This window comes from Rhodococcus sp. NPDC080181 (assembly GCF_040702225.1).
Taxonomy (GTDB): domain Bacteria; phylum Actinomycetota; class Actinomycetes; order Mycobacteriales; family Mycobacteriaceae; genus Rhodococcoides; species Rhodococcoides fascians.
The window spans coordinates 61,601-79,052 of the sequence record NZ_JBFBKN010000008.1; the positions used below are offsets into that span (position 1 = coordinate 61,601).

Genomic DNA, 17,452 nt, shown 5'->3' on the forward strand with positions numbered 1-17,452 from the left:
CCTTCAATAAAACCCCTCGCGGGAATGTGTCTAGGCAGCAAAAAGCCCCGCAAGCAAAATTCGCTTGCGGGGCTCTAGATGCTGCGTTTAGTTGTTTGCTACTACTTCGCCCTGAATCAGTGCGAGAACCTGCGTCGGCGTCATTCCCTGCCGACCAAGCTCAGCGGCAAGCGGTACCACACCGCACTTCAACAGCTTGATCACAACGTTGACTGCGACGAGTCCACCCGCGGGGCCAGCCTTCGCCACTGCATCAGCAACCGTGGTGGCGATAGTTTCGCCGTCCTCAGTCGGCATCGACAGCAGCTTCGCGTAGAGCAGGTCTACGGCCAAGCGAATCTCGCCCGCATCGACCACCGCATCAGGGATACCTTGGGCATCGAATGTCAGATACTGGCTGCCACCGCTCATCGCGACGTGTACTGAGCTTGCGCCGCGGCGTAAGTCATCCTGCGCTCAACCTGATCGCGAACAGGAGCCATCACGCGTTCGTAAAGCGCAGCCTGCTCACCTTCGGTTAGCTGGTCAGCCGGGACGTTGGACCACTCGCTGATCCGAGCAACAGCGTCTCGCAAACCCTTATGGTCGATCTCCGCAAAAGGATCATCGGCATACTGCTCCAACATCGCGTACGCCTTTGACTGGCTGGGCTCGGCAGCGATTGCATGCCGCACTCGATACGGCACCTGCGCGAGCATCTTTGGGTCGATGCCCGATGCTAGAGAGGTCGGAAGGTTTTGCTTGCCGCCTGCGAACATGCGCGGCAACTGAGGGTCATCCTGGGCGTGAACCCGCGATGCGATCGCGAACTCGGCCGGCCAGGCGGCTCGATACTCGGCAGCAACTCCGTTTTCACTCCAGGGGTCTACCTCCGCGTAGACATTGCCGGAGAACAGGCTTCGCAAGTTTTCGGTGTTAGGCATGTAGTTTCCAATCTGATTAAGTGTGTGACTTCGGGTCTAGTTGTAGCTGCGAACGATTTGCGCCTGATGCTCGCGTTCGTCCTCGGGTGAGCGCACGAAAGGCTGGTTACTGGTGTCCGCTGGGAGTGCACGCCACTGTTCTTCGGTGACCTCTTTGATGAGATTGCATTCGAGGTTGTGTGCAATCTGCTCTTCTGTAGCCCAGTCAGGGACAGCCGCACCGTAGTGAAAGTAGCCGGCATCAATGCGTTCAACAGGTGCATTCGCAGCTTTCCGGATTCCCGTCCGTTCGGACTCCGTCTGACGTCTGAAGATTGCCACGGCGGACTTCACTTGGTAGTACTTCTTATCGCTCATTCATCAACCTTCACTGATTCTCGGATTAGATAACCCTCGTGCTTTTCGATCGCGTCCTGTGTTGCATCCGCTAACGCGAAAAGCTGGGCCTCGTTTATGGTCCAATTGAAATATGTTCCGTCGCGCTTCAAACGGGAGATCGTCCACCTAGGTTTGAGATCAGGGTTATTGACTTCCCGGATCTTCCACGAGGGAGGTTTCTTCGCCTCAGGCATCATTGCTGCCCTCACCGTCAGCTTCTACGGGACTTTCGCGACCCTCTGCAACTTCGGGTACCGGAACACCTGCAAGCGCTTCCTGGGGCTGCTGCGCCCACTGCGTGTACCGACCTTTGCCGCCGTACAGGCGGGGACAGTCCCTCACGCCGGCACCTTCGCCAGCTCATCAGCCAACACCCACACCAGTCGCTCCAGCCCGCCGTAGCGGTGCACAGCATCATCGAAAGCCAAATCGAACGCAACATCATCGGAATTGCGGCGCGCATTCACAGCACGCGCCCCAATAATCCGGTCGGTCTCACTAATCCTCGGAGCACTCACGCCATTACTTCCTGCTTGCCTACTGGAAATCCCGAATACTGTTCACGTCGAGCCTTCTGAATGGCTGCACAACGGTTCAAACTCTCGACTTCATACAGGACTCTTGAACGAGATTGTCGATATGCCACCACTTCATTGTGTTGACGCCACATACGCAGAGTGCGCGGGCTTCGCTCAATGTAGGTTGCGGCTTGCGGTTCGGTTAACCATCGGATTAGTTCAGGCATTGCCTAGTCACCTCCTGAGGGGTGTTGCCATCTCGGCAACGGTCGGATGGTAAAAAAGAGATGCCCCGAATTAACGGGGCCTGAGTTAGCGGCGGAGCAGCGTAAAGGCGATCACTTTCGCGCTCACGCCCACCTTAATTCTACCTATTCAGAGTGTCGCACCGGTTTATTTCTTGGGCCTTTGTGCCCGCGGCCAGGGCCTGCTGGACCGACTCGTCCGATCTGAAATTGAACGGCTTTTAGGCGATCCGAACTTGTTGTCAGCGCGAGCAATAATTCACTGGCTTCATAGACTGACTTTCCGTCCCGCCGTTTACGCCGTACCAGCTTCTTGCGGTGCCACCTGTAGATAGTGCTCGAACTTCGCCCTGATATTCGTACAGCTTCGTGCAACGTAATCCAACGTTCAGGGAAGTAGGGTGCGGGGTCATCTGAAGCTGAAACTATCGGGGGTTTCCGCATTGCGTCGCTCATCTCTTTGCGTATTTTGCCGACGATGTGGTTTCCGCAACCGACTGCTCGGATGATGTCGACGTTGCGGTAACCCTCGGCAATCATTTGTCGGACTGCGTTTGTTGCGGGGTGCCGGTTGCCGCGTCCCAGCCCTGCGCCTCTCGGCTTGTTGAGGTAGTTCTGCCGTTTGGTCTCTTTGGCGCGGAGTAGTTCGGATGCTTCCCATACGTGAATGCCTGCACGTGTGCGGCGATGGACTAATCCGGTCCTCGTCCAGCTCCTCAGAGTGCGGTCGCATCGGTCAATGAGTCGAAGCGCTTCTGCTTTTGGTAGCCAGTGTTTCGGGAACTCTTGCGCGGCCACGCCGCCGTCGATGGTTGGTGGTGTTCTCATCGAGCCCCCAGCAATAGGTCGTGGACAGCCGGCCACGTCTTCGAGTGAGTGGCTAGGAGACCGTGCAAACTTGCGTGCATCCCGGCAGGTTCGACCCAGTCGCGTGAACGCATGGCCATCAGCAGGCGGACGGATAGGCGGTCTGCTGGTCTCGGGTCGTCGTTGGCGATACCTCGGATGTATCCGGCAAGCTCGGGATGGCTGGGGTGGTAACGCCAGGTTCGGCCGATATCTGTCATGTCGACTCCACAAACTTCCGCCCAGTAGGCCAATATCTCCAACTGTTTGTCCGCGGCATCGATGACGTTGAGATCGGCCGGGGCTTGGGGTCCGGGTCCATTGGCATTCTTTGTTTCCGACGCCCCCTCTGGAACGGCTTTGGGTAGCCGGTAAAGTCCACCGCGCAGATAGGCAATCGCCTCGGGGATGGTCTTAACCATGACTTGAAGAGAGAACTGCATGGGCGGCTTAGGACTAGCATTGACGCTGTAAGCAATTTCAACCATTTAGGTACCTCAGGTATAGGGGATGCCATAAAGTCTGCGGAGAGTGTCCACAAGAGGGCAGCAATCGCTATCGGAGCAAACACAGCCAGAGAGTGTTTGTCGCGACCAACGTCACCAAGGGTTGCGCGGGAACATTTTTCTCCCACTTCGGGAACAATTAATTCCCGGTTTTTGGGCTTTGACCTGCGTAAAGTCAAAGTTCCTCTCAATACTCTTAGTCAGTGAAACTCGCACGTGGAACGCAGTTTGTAGTTTCCTGCTTTGAACTCCACCCCATACGGCGCAATGAGACAACGATCATTGGACCCGTGAGCCAACCAGCCGTTCTGCACTGCCTGCCGAACTACCTTCCGGGTATCCACATCAGAGTGCTTACCGAGCAGTTCGGTCAGTTTGCCCTTCGGCATCGGGCAGTGGCCGCGACGATCAATATGCGCCCAGCAATGAAGTGCTGCTTTCTGCCACGCAGGCACCGATCCGGTACCCAAACGCTCGAAAAGTTTCCGCTCCATAATGTTCCAGCCTCCGGGCATGCGAGTCGAGTTTGACCGAGGCTCCGGCCAATCTTCATCCGCCTGTACTAGGTCTTCCACCGATAGCTCCTGAAGCTAGAGAAACAACATGCGCGAGGTCAGCGTCATCGAGAATGAGCGCTTTGCTGGTGCCGTTGATGCCGACCTTGTGAAGGCGTTTGCCGTACTTATCGGACCAGAAGCTGGCGAGGTAGGTTTTAGGTTCCGGCATGTCGCTCCTGCTCCTCGTAATCGTCTAAGGCGTCTTGCAATCGATCGGCAAGTAGTCTCATCGCGGTCGGTGAAAGCTGCCAGAAAGATTCGCGTCCGCCATCTTGGCTTTTGCGGGTCACGATGAATCTCGTGGAAGTTGGACGCTTGCCGTTTGCACGGTCCAGGCGTGTCCGTTTGATTGTGAAGTCAGTAGGCATGGCCTTACCTTCAAAAGAGCAGGGAAAAAGAACGCCGACGCTATTTGCTGCCGGCGCGGAATAGCGCGGTGACGCGTTCCAAAGTTTCGGGCGTCAGAGGTGGCGCAGAATCAACCAAGAAACGGATGCGCTCAGCGAGCGCTGAATCACCGCGAGAGATAGCTGTGGACATGGCAGGGGCCTTCTTGCTAGGGAACGCGAAGAGCCCCGCAGCATCGAGCTGGGGGCTTCAAACGGGTGTCCGGCAAGCTGGCGCGGGTCAGTCTGATTGCAGACCCAGTCACAGAGCTTTTAGAACGTGTGTTCGATACTACACCTAGTGTCCCCCATCTGCCTAGAACACGACATCTAGGGATGGTTGACGCTGGGGTGTTCGATAACCATATGGGAGCGAAGTACCATCGGGCGCATTCCTGCGATTCAACGAGACGGGCACGCGTGGCTTAAGTCTGAACTATTCGCACATCCCAGAAGTCGAATGCCTAACTGCGCCAATCGATCCGCACATACTCAGGATCGAACTTCCGCAGACCCTTCGGCGACAGCTCGACGGTCACCACCATCAGCGCATCAATGACCTTGCCGCGGAGATCCGCCGACAACTCCGACCAACGTTCCTCAACATCGGTCTCCGACAATATGAGGTCCGCCAACGGACTCCCCATCCTGGCTGCGGCGAGCTTCGCATCCGCCGCCTCAGACAGAAGACGTACCTCAGCGTTAGCCACCTCGAATTGAGCGGCATCGAGAGTGCCGCGAGCGAACATCAGCGCCAACTGATCGGCGCGCGCCCGCAACGTATCCCGTTCAACCTGCACACTGACGGAATCGAACTCCGGCGTCTCAATCATCAACTTCGCATCCGGCCGGCTCAGTCGACCGATCACCAGACCATCCACATAGGCATCAAGCGCCTCACCCTGCCGACGCACGTGATTCGAGCTGCACTTGTACGCGCGCCGCTGTTTTGCGTCCACGTGAACTACGAGGCGACCCCCGCAAACCCCGCACGTATAGACGCCACTCCCCTGCCACTTGCGTTCAAACGACACCTTGCCCGCACGACCAGGATCAGAAAGGTACGCGAGTATCCCGCGGTGAGCATCGACATCGATCAGAGGTGTCCATTCCCCCGCCCCAACAACCGCACCGCGATGCACCCTCAGCGCCGCATACCGGGGATTCTTCAGCACCCGACGGACGCTGGTCGACACCCACTCTTTCCCATCACGCGAAGTTCGCAACCCTTGCGCATTCCACTCACGGGCCACCTGCCGAAGACTCTTCCCGGCAAGCACATCGGCGACAGCACTCCTGACCGCAGACGCCTCAGGCTCCAGCGGCTCACCATCCGGCGAATAGCCAAACGGTCTACGCGCCGTCTGCCAAACCCCCAACGCGGCCTTCTGATCGTTCGACCGCCTCCGCCGCTCACTGGTGTGTTCAGACTCCTGCCGCGCCACACTGCCAACAATCCGCGCAACCATCCGGCCCGCAGACGTAGACAGATCAAGCATCCCGCCCGACACCGTACGAATCTCAACACCGTGTGTCTCAATGATCGGAATGAACTTTTCCAACTCGACAGGCGACCTATGCAACCTGTCCGTATGCCAAGCAATCACAGCGTCAACCTGACCGCCAGCGATGTCTTTCAGCATGGCCTCATACTGGGGCCTGACGCGGCCTGAGAACGCACTAACGTCGTTGTCCGAGTACCGCTTAACGATCTCCCATTGCAACCGGTCTGCAAGCTGCTCGCAGTCTTCAAGCTGGCGCGCTACACCCAGCCCCTCACCCGACGGGTCCGAAGAAATCCTGGTGTAGATCGCGGCGCGCATCAACAAATCCTACCCGTTCAGATGTGTGGTACTTGACAGTCCATTCCCGCGAAGGTCGCCCCGCCCTTGAAGTCGACCAGTACCAGGTTCAACTGCTGCGGGGCGTGGGTGGACACCAACCCGAGAACGAGCGTACGCAGAAACTCCGACTTACCCGAACCCGTTGCGCCGATGCACAATCCGTGTGGACCCATGCCGTTCTCGGCAGACTCCTTCAAATCGATCTCGACCGCGCTGCCGTCGGGTGCGACGCCGATGGGTACCCGCAACCGGTCTCGACCGCGACGCACTGTCCACGCTCGATCCGTATCGAGCGCACCGACGTCGGCGATTCCGACGAGGCTGTTCCATCCCGACACTGCGGCCCCGTCGTCGGTGACGGTATCGACAGCGGAGGGCGACGACGGCGCGCGATACGGAGAAAGGCGTCGAGCAACGGCGTGTGCCTCGGTGGTACTCATCGCGTCCGCCACAGCGAAGACCTCGACTGCCGTGCCGCTGACCGCACCGATCGAGCCGTTCTCGACCACCAGCTGGAGCCCGCGACTTGCCGCCAGTCGCGTACACAACCCGGACAGGTCGACGATGGTGACGGAATCGAGGCCGGTGTCGGTGAGGTCGGTCGAACGGTTGGCGACCAGTCCGCCGTCCACCACGATCACCAACTGCGTGACCCCACTGTTCACCGCCCCACGTGCGAAGCGATTCCGCATCGACAGGACGTCCCCCAGCGCGCTCTCGAGCTCGAGGACACTGCCGAAGATCATTCGCGCAGAACCGGCACCGTCTCGCAACACGTCGTGTTGTGTGTGCGGCAGCCACTTGGTCCATTCCCACTGCTCCACGGTGTCGGGGCCGCAGACGACGGCAACCGCGAGGTGGTCCGGTCCGTGAAAGGTACAGAGATAGGCGACCATCGAGCGCACCATCGCACGAGCGGCATCGCGATCCCCGGCTATCGACAGAGCGGCGAATCCCCTCAGCGACACGGCAATCGGCAACTCGGCCACCACCGAGTGTGCTCGCACGAATCGGCGCAGCGACACCGCGGACACCGGTTCCAGCTCTTCCACAGGTCCGGTCTCGGGAGGCACGAGTCGGGTCGCCAAACGCTGATCGCCGAGCCCGACCCGCACGTGGGCGAAGTCGGCGTCCTGAGGCCGACGTTCCCACATACGGTGCGTTCCGGCCGTCGACCACAGAGTGCCCGGATCCGGGTGGCTCCACTCGAGTGCCCTGCGCTGATCTCGCTCGGTGTCGGCGACGTCTCGTCGAAGCTGGTCGAGATACCGCAGATAGTCCTTACGGTCCTCGTTCGCCTCGGCGGTACGTGCTCCCCCGGACTTGCCCCCGCCTGCCAACATGCCCACCATCGACATCAGCATCATGGCTGGGAACATCAACATCATCGGGTTCGCTGCCGCACCGGAAGTGAACATGAGCGCAACCATTCCGACCATGGCGGCGACCATCACCAGCGGCATCAGCTTCATCAGGAGATTGCCGGGTACCGCGCGCGGCACGGGAGGCGGCGGTTGAAGTACGACCTCGCCGCCCGGTGACCGAGGTACTTCCCGGCGCGCGCTGCGAACGAAGCGCACGGTACTCATCGATCAGCCCCCACGGCCGCGCCCCCACAACTGCATTCGCGGCGACCTCCCCCCGAGGCCGCGTGGACGACAGGCTAACGCATGCACAACCGGAGGGTCCACCGTTGCGTCGAAGCATCGGGATACAGAAATAGAACGGCACCGCATTCGGTTGAACGAAGAATGCGGCTCCGAGGCCGCACATGTTCGACGAACGAAAGGTCGGCTTCCGTGTCCGTACCCCTGTCCATCCTCGATCTCGCACACGTGGGCGAGGGCGAAACAATCCGAGACAGTTTCGACGCCAGCGTGACGCTCGCCCAGCACGCCGAGAACTGGGGTTACCAGCGCATCTGGTACGCCGAACATCACAACATGAAGACGATCGCATCGTCGGCGACGTCGGTGTTGATCGGGCACGTGGCCGCACACACGAAGCGAATTCGACTCGGCTCCGGCGGGATCATGCTTCCCAACCACGCGCCGCTCACCATCGCCGAGCAATTCGGCACGTTGGCCACGTTGTTCCCGGACAGGATCGATCTCGGACTGGGCCGCGCCCCCGGCAGCGACCAGGTGACCATGCGCGCCATGCGCCGCGACCCCGCGTCCTCGGACCGATTCCCCCAGGACGTCCAGGAGCTGCAGGGGTACCTGTCCCAGCAGTCCCTCGTCCCCGGGGTCAGTGCCACGCCGGGTGCCGGCACCGAGGTGCCGCTGTACATCCTCGGATCGTCTCTCTTCGGCGCACAGCTCGCGGCAGCCCTCGGCCTGCCGTACGCATTCGCGTCGCATTTCGCACCCGACGCACTCGAACAGGCCGTGGAGATCTATCGCCGCGACTTCCGTCCGTCGGCGCAGCTGTCCGAACCTCACCTCATCGTGGGCGTCAACGTGATCGCTGCGGACACCGTCGCCGAGGCTCAGGCCCAGTTCCTCCGAACCAAGAGAAGCCGCGTTAGCCTGCTGCTCGGACGGGGTCGCACCTTCACCGACGAGGAAGCCGACATGGTGCTGGAAGCACCCGCGGGGCAACAGATCTCGAAGATGACGAAGTACTCGGCCGTCGGGACGCCCGACATGGTCAGGGAGTACCTCGACCGATTCGCCGAACGCACGGGAGCAGACGAGTTGATCGTCGCCTCGGGCGTCTCCGATCGTCGATCCTGGCTCAGGTCGTTCGAGCTGCTGGCCCAGGTGAGCGAGCTGGTTCCTGCCTGACTGCTGCGAGCAGGTCTCGGCGGAGGCGACGAGCGGTCGAGTGTCGGCGTGATGTCGTAGGGTGTGGACGCACGATGCCCGGGGGGCGGGCATCGACAGTGCACTGCACGCATCCGGGGGGATATCCATGACACGCGCCGACAGCCGTCCCGCAACGACGAACACACCGTCCGACGCAGCCGAACCGACCATCGCATCGGACCCGGCCCGACGTGCGCAGGGGCTGCGTGCCGTCTTCGCCCAGGACGTGTGCCGGGTGACGGTGTCGGCGAGGTCGACCCAGGTTGATATGGCACTGCCCGTGGACGTTCCGGTGTCGCTGTTGATTCCGGGGATCGTCGACATGATCGCGTCACGAGCGGAGCCTGCGGAAGGACCGGGTCCGGTCGGGAGCCGGACCGCGGACTCCGGATCCGACGGGTTGTCGGGGGCCTGGACGCTGTCCCGTATCGGACGCCCGCCGCTACCGTCGACGTCCACACTGTCGGAACTGGGCGTACGTGACGGCGACCTGCTCGTGTTGGGTATCGCCGAGCGTCCGACACCGACTCCGTTGTTCGACGATCTCATGGATGCCGTGGCCCGTTCCGGCACCGACGACGTTGCTCAGTGGACCGCGCGTACTGCACGCACGGTCGGTTCGATCATCACGGGCTCGACGGTGCTGCTCGCCTGCGGAATCGTTCTGAGTGACCCGGTTCGATCCGGTGCCGAGAACACGAGCAGCCCGGTCGAGGCAGTCGCCGCGGTCACGGCCGCGGTCCTGTTCGCCGTTGCGGGGATGATCCTCGGCCGGCTGTACGAGCAGGTGGCCGTCGCGGTGCTTTTCGGGGGATGCGCGTCGGCGCTGATGTTCACCGGTGGAACTCTGTTCGTGCCCGGCCAGTTCGGGGCAGCTCACGTGATGTTGGGTTCGGCCATGGCAGGCTCGATCGCGCTGTTGTCTCTGCGAATCGGCGGTGCCGGGCTCGCCGTGTTCACCGGGTCGATCGTGCTGGCAGTGTCGGCGTTCGCCGCGGCGGTCTGCGCGTTGTTCACCGTGATGACGCCGGCGGCCATCGGTACCGTCGCAGCACTGGTAGGTCTGACCGGAATCGCCGTGTCGGCCCGACTGTCGATGATGCAGGCGCGGCTTCCGTTGCCTCCGGTTCCCACCGCCGGTGCCCCACTGGACACCCCCCAGGAGGCGGAGCTCGATTCGATGTCGTTCGCAGATCTGCAGGTGGCAGCCACGCGCGCACGGAGCTACCTGACGGGATTGCTCACGGCGTTCACGATCGTGGTGGTGATGGGAGTACTCGCTGCGGCGGCGAGCGACACCGCGACCGGTTCCGGGTGGCCCGGCATCGCCCTCGCCGCACTGTGCGCGCTGGTGCTACTTCTGCGTGGACGCACGTATGCCGTTGTGACACATGCCGTCCCACTCGTCGGTGGTGGTGCGGTCGTCCTGTTCTCGCTCTCGGTCGGGGCAGTGATCACATTTCCGGACCGTGCACTCGAGTTGTTCGGCGCGGCGTTGGCCGCCGCCGTCGTCGCATCCGTGTTCGGAGCCCTGGTTCCGACCCGCAACTATTCGCCGGTGATGCGGCGATCGGCCGAACTGGTGGAATACGCCGCGATCGCCCTCGTCATTCCGATCGCAGTATGGGTGTGCGGTCTGTACAGCGTCGTCCGCGGACTGTGACCGCGCGCCGGCGTCGTGCGCACACCGTTGCCGCGCTCACTGTCCTGACCCTCACTTACGAAGCACTGATGGGACCGTCCTTCGCGCACGCCGAACGCCCGCTCATCGATCCGGTGCAACTGCCACCGCCCAGCCCTCCCGCGCCTTTGGAACCGACCGAGCAGAAGAACGCGTGCGCCGTCCCCTCCGAAACGATCGACGCCCAGGAAATTCCGACGGCGCAGCAAGCACTCGACTTCGCGTCCGTGTGGCCGATCACTCGCGGAGCCGGTCAACTGATTGCCGTCATCGATACGGGCGTCACGCCTCACCCACGTCTGCCGGGTCTGATTCCTGGGGGCGACTACGTCGGCACCGCCGACGGATTGTTCGACTGTGACGCGCACGGCACGATGGTGGCCGGTCTCATCGCCGCGCAGACGGCCTCGGGCAGCGGTTTCGCCGGCGGCGCTCCGGACGCCCGCATCCTGTCGATCCGTCAGTCCAGCAACGTGTTTCAAGTCGTGGACAACAGGACCGACCAGGAGAAGTCGACCGAACCCGAGAACGCTGCCGGGTACGGAAACGTACGGACGATGGCCATGGCAATCCGGACGGCGGCCGACGCAGGCGCATCGGTCATCAACATCTCCGAAGTGGCGTGCGTACCGGCCGGCGCAGGCGTCGCCGACGGCCCACTCGGCGCAGCAGTGCAGTACGCCGTTCGCGAGAGAAACGTCGTCGTCGTCGCCGCGGCGGGCAACTTCGGGAGCGACGCGTGCAGGGCACAGAACCCCATGCCCGACCCGGTCCGGCCCGAGGCGGACCCGTGGGAAGGGTTTGCGACCATCGCGACACCTGCCTGGTTCGACGACGTGTTGACCGTCGGTTCGGTCGAGTCGGACGGTTCGCCGTCGTCGTTCAGCCTGGCCGGACCATGGGTGGACGTGGCTGCTCCGGGCTCCAACATGACGTCGCTGTCGCCGGCGGGCAACGGCCTGGCCAACGGCATTCGGGGCACCGACGGCGTAGTACCGATGACCGGAACCAGTTTCGCCGCACCGCTCGTCGCTGCGACAGCGGCACTGGTGCGGGCGTACAGGCCCGATCTGTCCGCTCTCCAAGTGATCGACCGCATCGAGCGAACAGCTCATGCGGCGGCCGACGGATGGAATCCGTCGGTCGGCCACGGAGTCGTCGATCCACTCGCTGCGGTGACCGACGTCGTGACACCGACGCAGCGAACCGTCCCCGCAGATGCGGTCGCGATCGGTGCGCCGCTCCCACCGCCCGCCGCCGATCATCGGCCACGCGATGCGGCGGTGACCGGGTCGGTGGTGGTCGCGGTGATTCTGGGTCTCGGAACGGCAGTCTCCATTCCCCTGCGCCGACGGCTGTGATCGGCCCGCCCACTCGCCGGGACTACTTGGACGGAAGCGCGGCTGCCTGCGGGTCCGCCGCGACCCCGTCGTGCATGGTCAGCGCCTGACCACGCCCCAGAGTCGGCCCGCTGCCCAGCAACTGCAGAATCTGCCACGGTGCAGGAGCCGGGAGTCCGAAGCCCAATGCCGACGCTGCATCCGCACCCTCGACTCCGTAGCGAACTCCCGTGTCGGCGACGAAGAAGACGCCGTCCTGACGGGTACTGGCAGTCGAGATACCGGTGCTTCGAACGAATCCGCCGCTACCCGGTGACAGATGGACCTGGTCGACCGAATCACCGCCGCCGTCCGCCTGAGCCAGTTCCACCGGTGAAGCGGTGGTATCGAGTGGCAACGACCGTCCTGCGGATTCGACCAGCTGCGCAGTCGGCCCACCGTCGGCGACATCGAGTGGTGACCATGTCAGACACCCGACCGGCCGCCGGCCCGAGTCGACGATGTCGGGAGTCGTCGGCGGGAAGGTCGATACGTCGAGCCCGGACATCGTCTTGGGAGCGTCGGCCAGGACGTCGGGATTGACGGCCGTGATGTCGGGGCTGCCCTGCGAGTCGGCGAACTTGACGAGTAGGGCTGCGGTTTCGCTGATGGCTTGGATGCCGTCCTCGAGCACGACGTAGTACCGAACGTCGCGGCCGGCAACCTTGACCACGGAGCCGACAGGCCGGTTGTCGAACGGGTAGGCGGGGATCTCACCCGCTCGCGCTATGAACGGAGCCGTCACCGCAGGCACCTGCGGTACCGCGTTGAGCAGACCGGCACTGACCGGCGTCGGCGTCGCATCCTCGAGACCCAGCGCGCGAACGACAGCTCTGTCCGCCAGATCGACCGGCGACTTGGTGCCGTCGTGGACGAGATACGCCGCACCGCCCGAAGTCCACAGGAATGCCTCGGATGGGCCGAGCGCAGCCGCGTTCTCGCCGTAGCGGGGCTCCCCCACGATCACTGTCGTCGACGTGACGCCGGCGATCGGATCGACGGTGTCGCACACGGTCCACGACTCGGCCTCGCCGTCCGGGTCGTGCGGCAGCGCCGACGGGGCACCGGGAATTCCGACCAGCGCACCGCGAGGTCGCGACGCCAGTTCCGACTCCTTCACCGTCACAGGGTTGTCGGGCCTTCCCACGATCAACCGCGCCGAAGCCAGGTTCAGCACCGGATGGAACACGCCGTCGACGCTGACGAACATGGCGGCCGACTCCTTACCGACCACGATCGACGCGTCGCCGATCTTGTCCTGAGGCCGAAACAGCGCCAGGGCAGCGCAGCCCGCCAGACCCACGCATGCGACGACGACACCCACCATGAGCGCGCGCGACTGCGACTTCATCGGGTCGTGCAACATCCGCGCGTCGCGCCTGATGAGGGCATGTTCCATTCGTCGGACGAGAAAGCGGTATCCGCCGACCTGCCATTTCGTCGTCGGAGTAGATGCCACGATTCCTCCCCAGGATTGTGCCGACCCGATCCCCCATCGGGTCACGCGACACAGTACAGTTCGTCCGCACCCATCGGCGACCGCGTCGGCGACGATCGATCGGGCTGCAACCTTCGGGGGGAGGGTATGTGATGACGCGTTCGAGGAGACGACGGCGCACGTCGGTCGTGTCGTTCGCCGTGCCATCTGTTCGAGGGTTGCTCGCGGCCGAAATAACTACTGTGACAACAACTCTCGCCCTACTCGCGGCCGACGTGCCCGTCGAGTGGACGCTCACCGCCGCAGCGACGGTGTCGCTCGTACCGTTCGTCGCCTTTCGGCGAACGTCGATCGCCGGCTGGCTGGTCGTCGCTCTGCGCTTCGGATCCGGCCGAGCCCCTGCCGTCGGGGTGACAACAGAACATGTCGACCCCGACGGCCGGCCCGTCGGTGTGCACTGGCAGCGCGATACCGTCACGTGCACCGTGGAGATCATTGCACCGGAACACGACACGACGGTGCTGGCGCGAACGCGAGCCGACACACGACACACGCTGCCCATCGAGGCGTTGACGTCGTGCTTACGGCAACACGACGTCGAGGTTGCCGCAATCGACATCGTCGCGCTCGGGTTTCGAACCGCCGACGGTTCGGTGGCCACCGACGTGTACGAGGGCCTCATCGGCCCGTTGCCCGCCGTCGCGCAGCGGACGGTGTGGGTGTCCGTCACTCTGGACGTACGAGCCAACGCCCGGGCGATGGCGGCGAGGGGCACGGGCCGGACGGGGGCGGCCCGAACCGCGGTCGTTGCAGCCCTCCGCATTGCACGCGCCTTGGAGTCTCATGGACTGTCCACACGGCTGTCGACGGCCACAGAACTCCGAGCCGCGGCATTGCACCTGAGCCGGGGTGTCGACACCGACGACCTGACTCAGGTGTGGTCCTACGCTCCATTGCCCGGCGTCGCGAGTACGGGTTACGGAATCGATTGCAGCACAATCACTGTCGAGGATCTTTCGACCTTGTGGGCGACACCGTCGCTGGGTACGACCATGTCCGTTCACCTGCGCCCCACCGACGAGCCGAGCCGCGTCCGCGTTCGTGCGTCGTGCAGATTCGCTGCGCGAGAGGCAATCTCGAGGCCCGATGTTGCTTCACTGACCTCGATGGCCGGACGTCAACGAGACGGCATTCTCGCTCAATTGCCACTGGCTGTGGCAACACACTCGGCAGTGATGCCGGTCGGAACCCTCTCGACCTCCGCACTGCAGGCCTGGGCGTTCCCGGTGAGTGGTTGCGGCCAACTACTGGGATCGGATACGAACGGAAACGGTGTGGCAGTGCGGATCTTCGGGGCGAACCTGCCGCGGGTCAGCATCGTGGGCGAGCTCTACCTCGCCCAACAGCTTCTGTTCCGAGCCGTGGCGATCGGAGCGCGAGTTGTCGTCAGAACGGACAGACCGCACGCCTGGGGAGCCCTCCGCGACGCCATCGGGGAGCCCGAGCGGTTTCTGGTCGACAGCGACCACACACGGGTGCGGCCCTCGTACGACGTCGTCGTGGTCGACTTCGCAGACGGCTCCATCTCGCTCGATCACCAATCTGTCCCCGGCGTCACTGTGATCTCGCTGACCGAGCACGAACCGCCGCATGATCCGGCGGCACCCGGGCCGACCCGACAGAGATTCGCCGCGACACTGTCGATCGTTCAGCCGCGTGCGTCCGGTGACCGTATTCGGGTGCGTTCGGGTCCGATCGACATCGAACTGACGCTGGTCACCATTCCGCAGGAAACGGCGTTCATCGGTCGACCGAGAAGTCTTCGACCCACCGTCCGAGTCTGACAGTGTCAGCCGGGGTACGGGACGCGCGCCCGCGCGCTCGACACTGCGCCGGCCCACCACTCGAGTTGGTCGAGCAATCGCCCCAAGGAGTCGACAGCAGCGGGATCGTCGACGCCACCGGCCTCGTCGAAACGCCGACGCACGCGATGAAGTGATACCGAATCCCGTACCGACACCATGTGTAGCTCTGCGGCGATGAGGCGCAGTTGCTCGGCCGCTCGCACACCACCCGCCAGACCGCCATAGGAAACGAATCCCACTGGCTTGGAACGCCATTCGTACTTCACCGTGTCGAGCGCGGTCTTCAGCGAGCCGGGCACAGCGTGGTTGTATTCGGGAGTGACGAGGACGAACGCGTCGGCCTCGCCCACGATGCGGGTGAAACGTTCGGAGCCCTCGCTCGACGTCAAGCTGTTCGGGAGATCGAAGTCCGCGAGATCGACATCCACAACCGTGAGAGAGTCGCGCGCCGACGCCACGCTGCGTACCCAGGCTGCGACGGTGGGGCCCACCCGCCCCGCCCGAACACTGCCGGTGACCACCGCGAGACGAATCGGCTGCATCGTGTCGGCACCGGACCCGGCGCGATCGTCGCTCATCCTTCTCCTCCACAACATTCGTCGCCGACTATTGCCGGTCGAGTCTCCCGGGTGGCAGCATTGCGCGCGGCCAACATGTCGGCGGGTGGATAGTCGACCCGCACCAGGGCAAGTCCGTGGGCCGGGGCCACTGCCACCTCGCTCGCACGTTCTCGACGACCGAGCAGGGAACGTGCCCAGTCGGGGGTTCGTCGTCCTTCACCGACGGCCTGCATCGCCCCGACCAGACTGCGCACCATCGACCAGCAGAACGCATCGGCGCTGACGTACGCGGTCAATCGATCCCCCTCGCGTTCCCAGTCGAAGCGCTGCAGTTCTCGCACCGTCGTGGCACCGTCTCGCCTCTTGCAGAACGCTGCGAAATCGTGCAGTCCGATCAGTGCCTGCGACGCCTCGCGTACCGCGTCCAGATCGATCGGCCGAGGCCAGGACACGACTCCGGCGACATCCAGAGGATCGACGCCGTAGAGCGCTGTGCCGAATCGGTACTCGTAGTGACGGCGATATGCCGAGAACCGAGCGTCGAAGTCGGGCGAGACCCCCGTGATCGCACGAACCCGGACGTCGGCGGGAAGGAAGCGCGCCATTCTTCGAATCAACCGGTCGTGCTCGTCCGGCACACCCACGGCGTCGAAATGTGCAACCTGACCGGTCGCGTGAACTCCGGCGTCGGTTCGACCGGCCACCGTCAGCTCGACCGGTTGACGGAGCACAGTGGAGAAAGCCTCCTCGAGCACGCCGCACACGGTTCGGATACCGGGTTGCCGAGCCCAGCCGGAGAAGTGCGTGCCGTCGTACGAGATGTCGAGCCGGTATCTGGTGGGGACCGACAAAGCGGGCCCGCCATCTCCTGAGGAAATGGCGGGCCCGCTTCGGTCGTGCTCGGAGCTCACAAGGACTAGTCCTTCTTCGCATCCTCGGCCTCGGGGGCGTCCGACGCGTGAGCGTCGTTGTCCTCGATGCCTTCGATGACTGCGTCGGCGTTGGCCACCTCGGCGTCGGTCGCGTCGGCTTCGACAGCCTCGACGACGTTGTCGTCTGCCGTGTCTTCGGCCGGAGCCTCGGTTGCGGCGGGAGCAGCCTTCGATGCCTTCACGCGGCGTGCGCGGTCGGCTTCGTTGGACACCGTCTGCTCGTTGACGAGCTCGATGATGGCCATCGGCGAGTTGTCACCCTTACGGGGGACGGTCTTGATGATGCGCGTGTAGCCACCGTCGCGATCGGCGAAGAAAGGCCCGATCTCGGCGAAGAGCTTGTGCACGACATCTTTGTTGTTGATCGTCTTGAGAACCTCACGACGATGGGCCAGATCACCCTTCTTGGCATGGGTGACGAGCTTCTCGGCGTGGGGACGAAGGCGCTTGGCCTTCGACTCGGTGGTGGTGATGCGGCCGTGCTCGAAGAGTGACGTCGCCAGGTTGGCCAGGATGGCCTTCTGGTGTGACGCCGACCCGCCGAGACGGCGGCCCTTGGTGGGCTTGGGCATGATGAATCTCCT

At 63.3% G+C, this 17,452-nt stretch carries 16 protein-coding genes; 4 read left to right on the forward strand and 12 right to left on the reverse strand.

What is annotated here, in order from left to right:
- Positions 1-87 precede the first annotated feature (87 nt).
- The 8 genes from AB0O58_RS11980 to eccCa all read right to left on the reverse strand — a co-directional run bounded on the left by AB0O58_RS11980 (position 88) and on the right by eccCa (position 7,792).
- Positions 88-411: a hypothetical protein gene (locus AB0O58_RS11980; RefSeq protein WP_287454257.1), complete on the reverse strand. Its 324-nt coding sequence runs from the start codon at positions 409-411 to the stop codon at positions 88-90.
- Positions 408-923, reverse strand: a complete 516-nt coding sequence (locus tag AB0O58_RS11985; RefSeq protein WP_287454259.1) for a hypothetical protein — start codon at positions 921-923, stop codon at positions 408-410. The genes AB0O58_RS11980 and AB0O58_RS11985 overlap by 4 nt, the downstream gene beginning before the upstream one ends.
- A 36-nt stretch (positions 924-959) precedes the next feature.
- Positions 960-1,280, reverse strand: coding sequence for a hypothetical protein (locus tag AB0O58_RS11990; protein WP_287454260.1), 321 nt, complete (start codon positions 1,278-1,280; stop codon positions 960-962).
- Positions 1,281-1,639: 359 nt separating this feature from the next.
- Positions 1,640-1,819 (reverse strand): hypothetical protein, encoded by a 180-nt coding sequence (locus AB0O58_RS11995; RefSeq protein ID WP_366238222.1) that lies wholly within the window; start codon positions 1,817-1,819, stop codon positions 1,640-1,642.
- Positions 1,816-2,046 carry a MerR family transcriptional regulator gene (locus tag AB0O58_RS12000; RefSeq protein WP_366238223.1) on the reverse strand — a complete coding sequence of 77 codons (231 nt, stop codon included), beginning with the start codon at positions 2,044-2,046 and terminating at the stop codon, positions 1,816-1,818. Before AB0O58_RS12000 ends, AB0O58_RS11995 begins: the two co-directional genes overlap by 4 nt.
- Before the next feature lie 842 nt (positions 2,047-2,888).
- Positions 2,889-3,398, reverse strand: coding sequence for a hypothetical protein (locus AB0O58_RS12005; RefSeq protein ID WP_366238224.1), 510 nt, complete (start codon positions 3,396-3,398; stop codon positions 2,889-2,891).
- Positions 3,399-4,823: 1,425 nt separating this feature from the next.
- Positions 4,824-6,182: a recombinase family protein gene (locus AB0O58_RS12010; protein ID WP_366238225.1), complete on the reverse strand. Its 1,359-nt coding sequence runs from the start codon at positions 6,180-6,182 to the stop codon at positions 4,824-4,826.
- A 17-nt stretch (positions 6,183-6,199) separates the two neighbouring features.
- Complete coding sequence (gene eccCa, locus AB0O58_RS12015; protein WP_366238226.1) at positions 6,200-7,792, reverse strand: type VII secretion protein EccCa; 1,593 nt, start codon at positions 7,790-7,792, stop codon at positions 6,200-6,202.
- 210 nt (positions 7,793-8,002) lie between these two features.
- Here eccCa and AB0O58_RS12020 point away from each other — a divergent pair, with 210 nt between their 5' ends.
- The 3 genes from AB0O58_RS12020 to mycP all read left to right on the forward strand — a co-directional run bounded on the left by AB0O58_RS12020 (position 8,003) and on the right by mycP (position 12,055).
- Complete coding sequence (locus AB0O58_RS12020; protein ID WP_027496339.1) at positions 8,003-8,992, forward strand: LLM class flavin-dependent oxidoreductase; 990 nt, start codon at positions 8,003-8,005, stop codon at positions 8,990-8,992.
- A gap of 127 nt (positions 8,993-9,119) precedes the next feature.
- A complete protein-coding gene (gene eccD / locus AB0O58_RS12025; RefSeq protein ID WP_366238227.1) occupies positions 9,120-10,676 on the forward strand; it encodes a type VII secretion integral membrane protein EccD in 1,557 nt (518 codons plus the stop codon).
- A gap of 68 nt (positions 10,677-10,744) precedes the next feature.
- Entirely contained in the window at positions 10,745-12,055 is a 1,311-nt protein-coding gene (gene mycP, locus AB0O58_RS12030; protein ID WP_230591649.1) for a type VII secretion-associated serine protease mycosin, read from the forward strand.
- Between the two features lie 22 nt (positions 12,056-12,077).
- On the opposite strand, the gene eccB is transcribed toward mycP, so the two are convergent.
- The gene (gene eccB, locus AB0O58_RS12035; RefSeq protein ID WP_366238228.1) at positions 12,078-13,532 is read right to left on the reverse strand and encodes a type VII secretion protein EccB; all 1,455 of its coding nucleotides are present in this window, start codon (positions 13,530-13,532) and stop codon (positions 12,078-12,080) included.
- Between the two features lie 221 nt (positions 13,533-13,753).
- On the opposite strand from eccB, the gene eccE reads away from it, so the two are divergent.
- Positions 13,754-15,355: a type VII secretion protein EccE gene (eccE, locus tag AB0O58_RS12040; protein ID WP_366238229.1), complete on the forward strand. Its 1,602-nt coding sequence runs from the start codon at positions 13,754-13,756 to the stop codon at positions 15,353-15,355.
- 5 nt (positions 15,356-15,360) lie between these two features.
- On the opposite strand, the gene AB0O58_RS12045 is transcribed toward eccE, so the two are convergent.
- Genes AB0O58_RS12045 through rplQ form a run of 3 tightly spaced genes read right to left on the reverse strand, consistent with a single transcriptional unit; the run spans position 15,361 to position 17,440 of the window.
- Positions 15,361-15,954 carry an NAD(P)H-dependent oxidoreductase gene (locus AB0O58_RS12045; protein WP_283542223.1) on the reverse strand — a complete coding sequence of 198 codons (594 nt, stop codon included), beginning with the start codon at positions 15,952-15,954 and terminating at the stop codon, positions 15,361-15,363.
- A complete protein-coding gene (gene truA / locus AB0O58_RS12050; RefSeq protein WP_032400137.1) occupies positions 15,951-16,847 on the reverse strand; it encodes a tRNA pseudouridine(38-40) synthase TruA in 897 nt (298 codons plus the stop codon). Before truA ends, AB0O58_RS12045 begins: the two co-directional genes overlap by 4 nt.
- A gap of 5 nt (positions 16,848-16,852) precedes the next feature.
- On the reverse strand, positions 16,853-17,440 hold the full coding sequence (gene rplQ / locus AB0O58_RS12055) for a 50S ribosomal protein L17 (RefSeq protein WP_027496333.1): 588 nt from the start codon (positions 17,438-17,440) through the stop codon (positions 16,853-16,855).
- Positions 17,441-17,452: the final 12 nt, after the last annotated feature.

What these genes read in the sequence shown, in the direction of transcription:
- AB0O58_RS12010 (WP_366238225.1), bottom strand. Translation starts at nt 6,182, where the DNA reads ATGCGCGCCGCGATCTACACCAGGATTTCTTCGGACCCGTCGGGTGAG.
- eccCa (WP_366238226.1), bottom strand. Translation starts at nt 7,792, where the DNA reads ATGAGTACCGTGCGCTTCGTTCGCAGCGCGCGCCGGGAAGTACCTCGG.
- AB0O58_RS12045 (WP_283542223.1), bottom strand. Translation starts at nt 15,954, where the DNA reads ATGAGCGACGATCGCGCCGGGTCCGGTGCCGACACGATGCAGCCGATT.
- rplQ (WP_027496333.1), bottom strand. Translation starts at nt 17,440, where the DNA reads ATGCCCAAGCCCACCAAGGGCCGCCGTCTCGGCGGGTCGGCGTCACAC.
- AB0O58_RS11990 (WP_287454260.1), bottom strand. Translation starts at nt 1,280, where the DNA reads ATGAGCGATAAGAAGTACTACCAAGTGAAGTCCGCCGTGGCAATCTTC.
- mycP (WP_230591649.1), top strand. Translation starts at nt 10,745, where the DNA reads ATGGGACCGTCCTTCGCGCACGCCGAACGCCCGCTCATCGATCCGGTG.
- AB0O58_RS12005 (WP_366238224.1), bottom strand. Translation starts at nt 3,398, where the DNA reads ATGGTTGAAATTGCTTACAGCGTCAATGCTAGTCCTAAGCCGCCCATG.
- AB0O58_RS12000 (WP_366238223.1), bottom strand. Translation starts at nt 2,046, where the DNA reads ATGCCTGAACTAATCCGATGGTTAACCGAACCGCAAGCCGCAACCTAC.
- AB0O58_RS11985 (WP_287454259.1), bottom strand. Translation starts at nt 923, where the DNA reads ATGCCTAACACCGAAAACTTGCGAAGCCTGTTCTCCGGCAATGTCTAC.
- AB0O58_RS11980 (WP_287454257.1), bottom strand. Translation starts at nt 411, where the DNA reads ATGAGCGGTGGCAGCCAGTATCTGACATTCGATGCCCAAGGTATCCCT.
- eccD (WP_366238227.1), top strand. Translation starts at nt 9,120, where the DNA reads ATGACACGCGCCGACAGCCGTCCCGCAACGACGAACACACCGTCCGAC.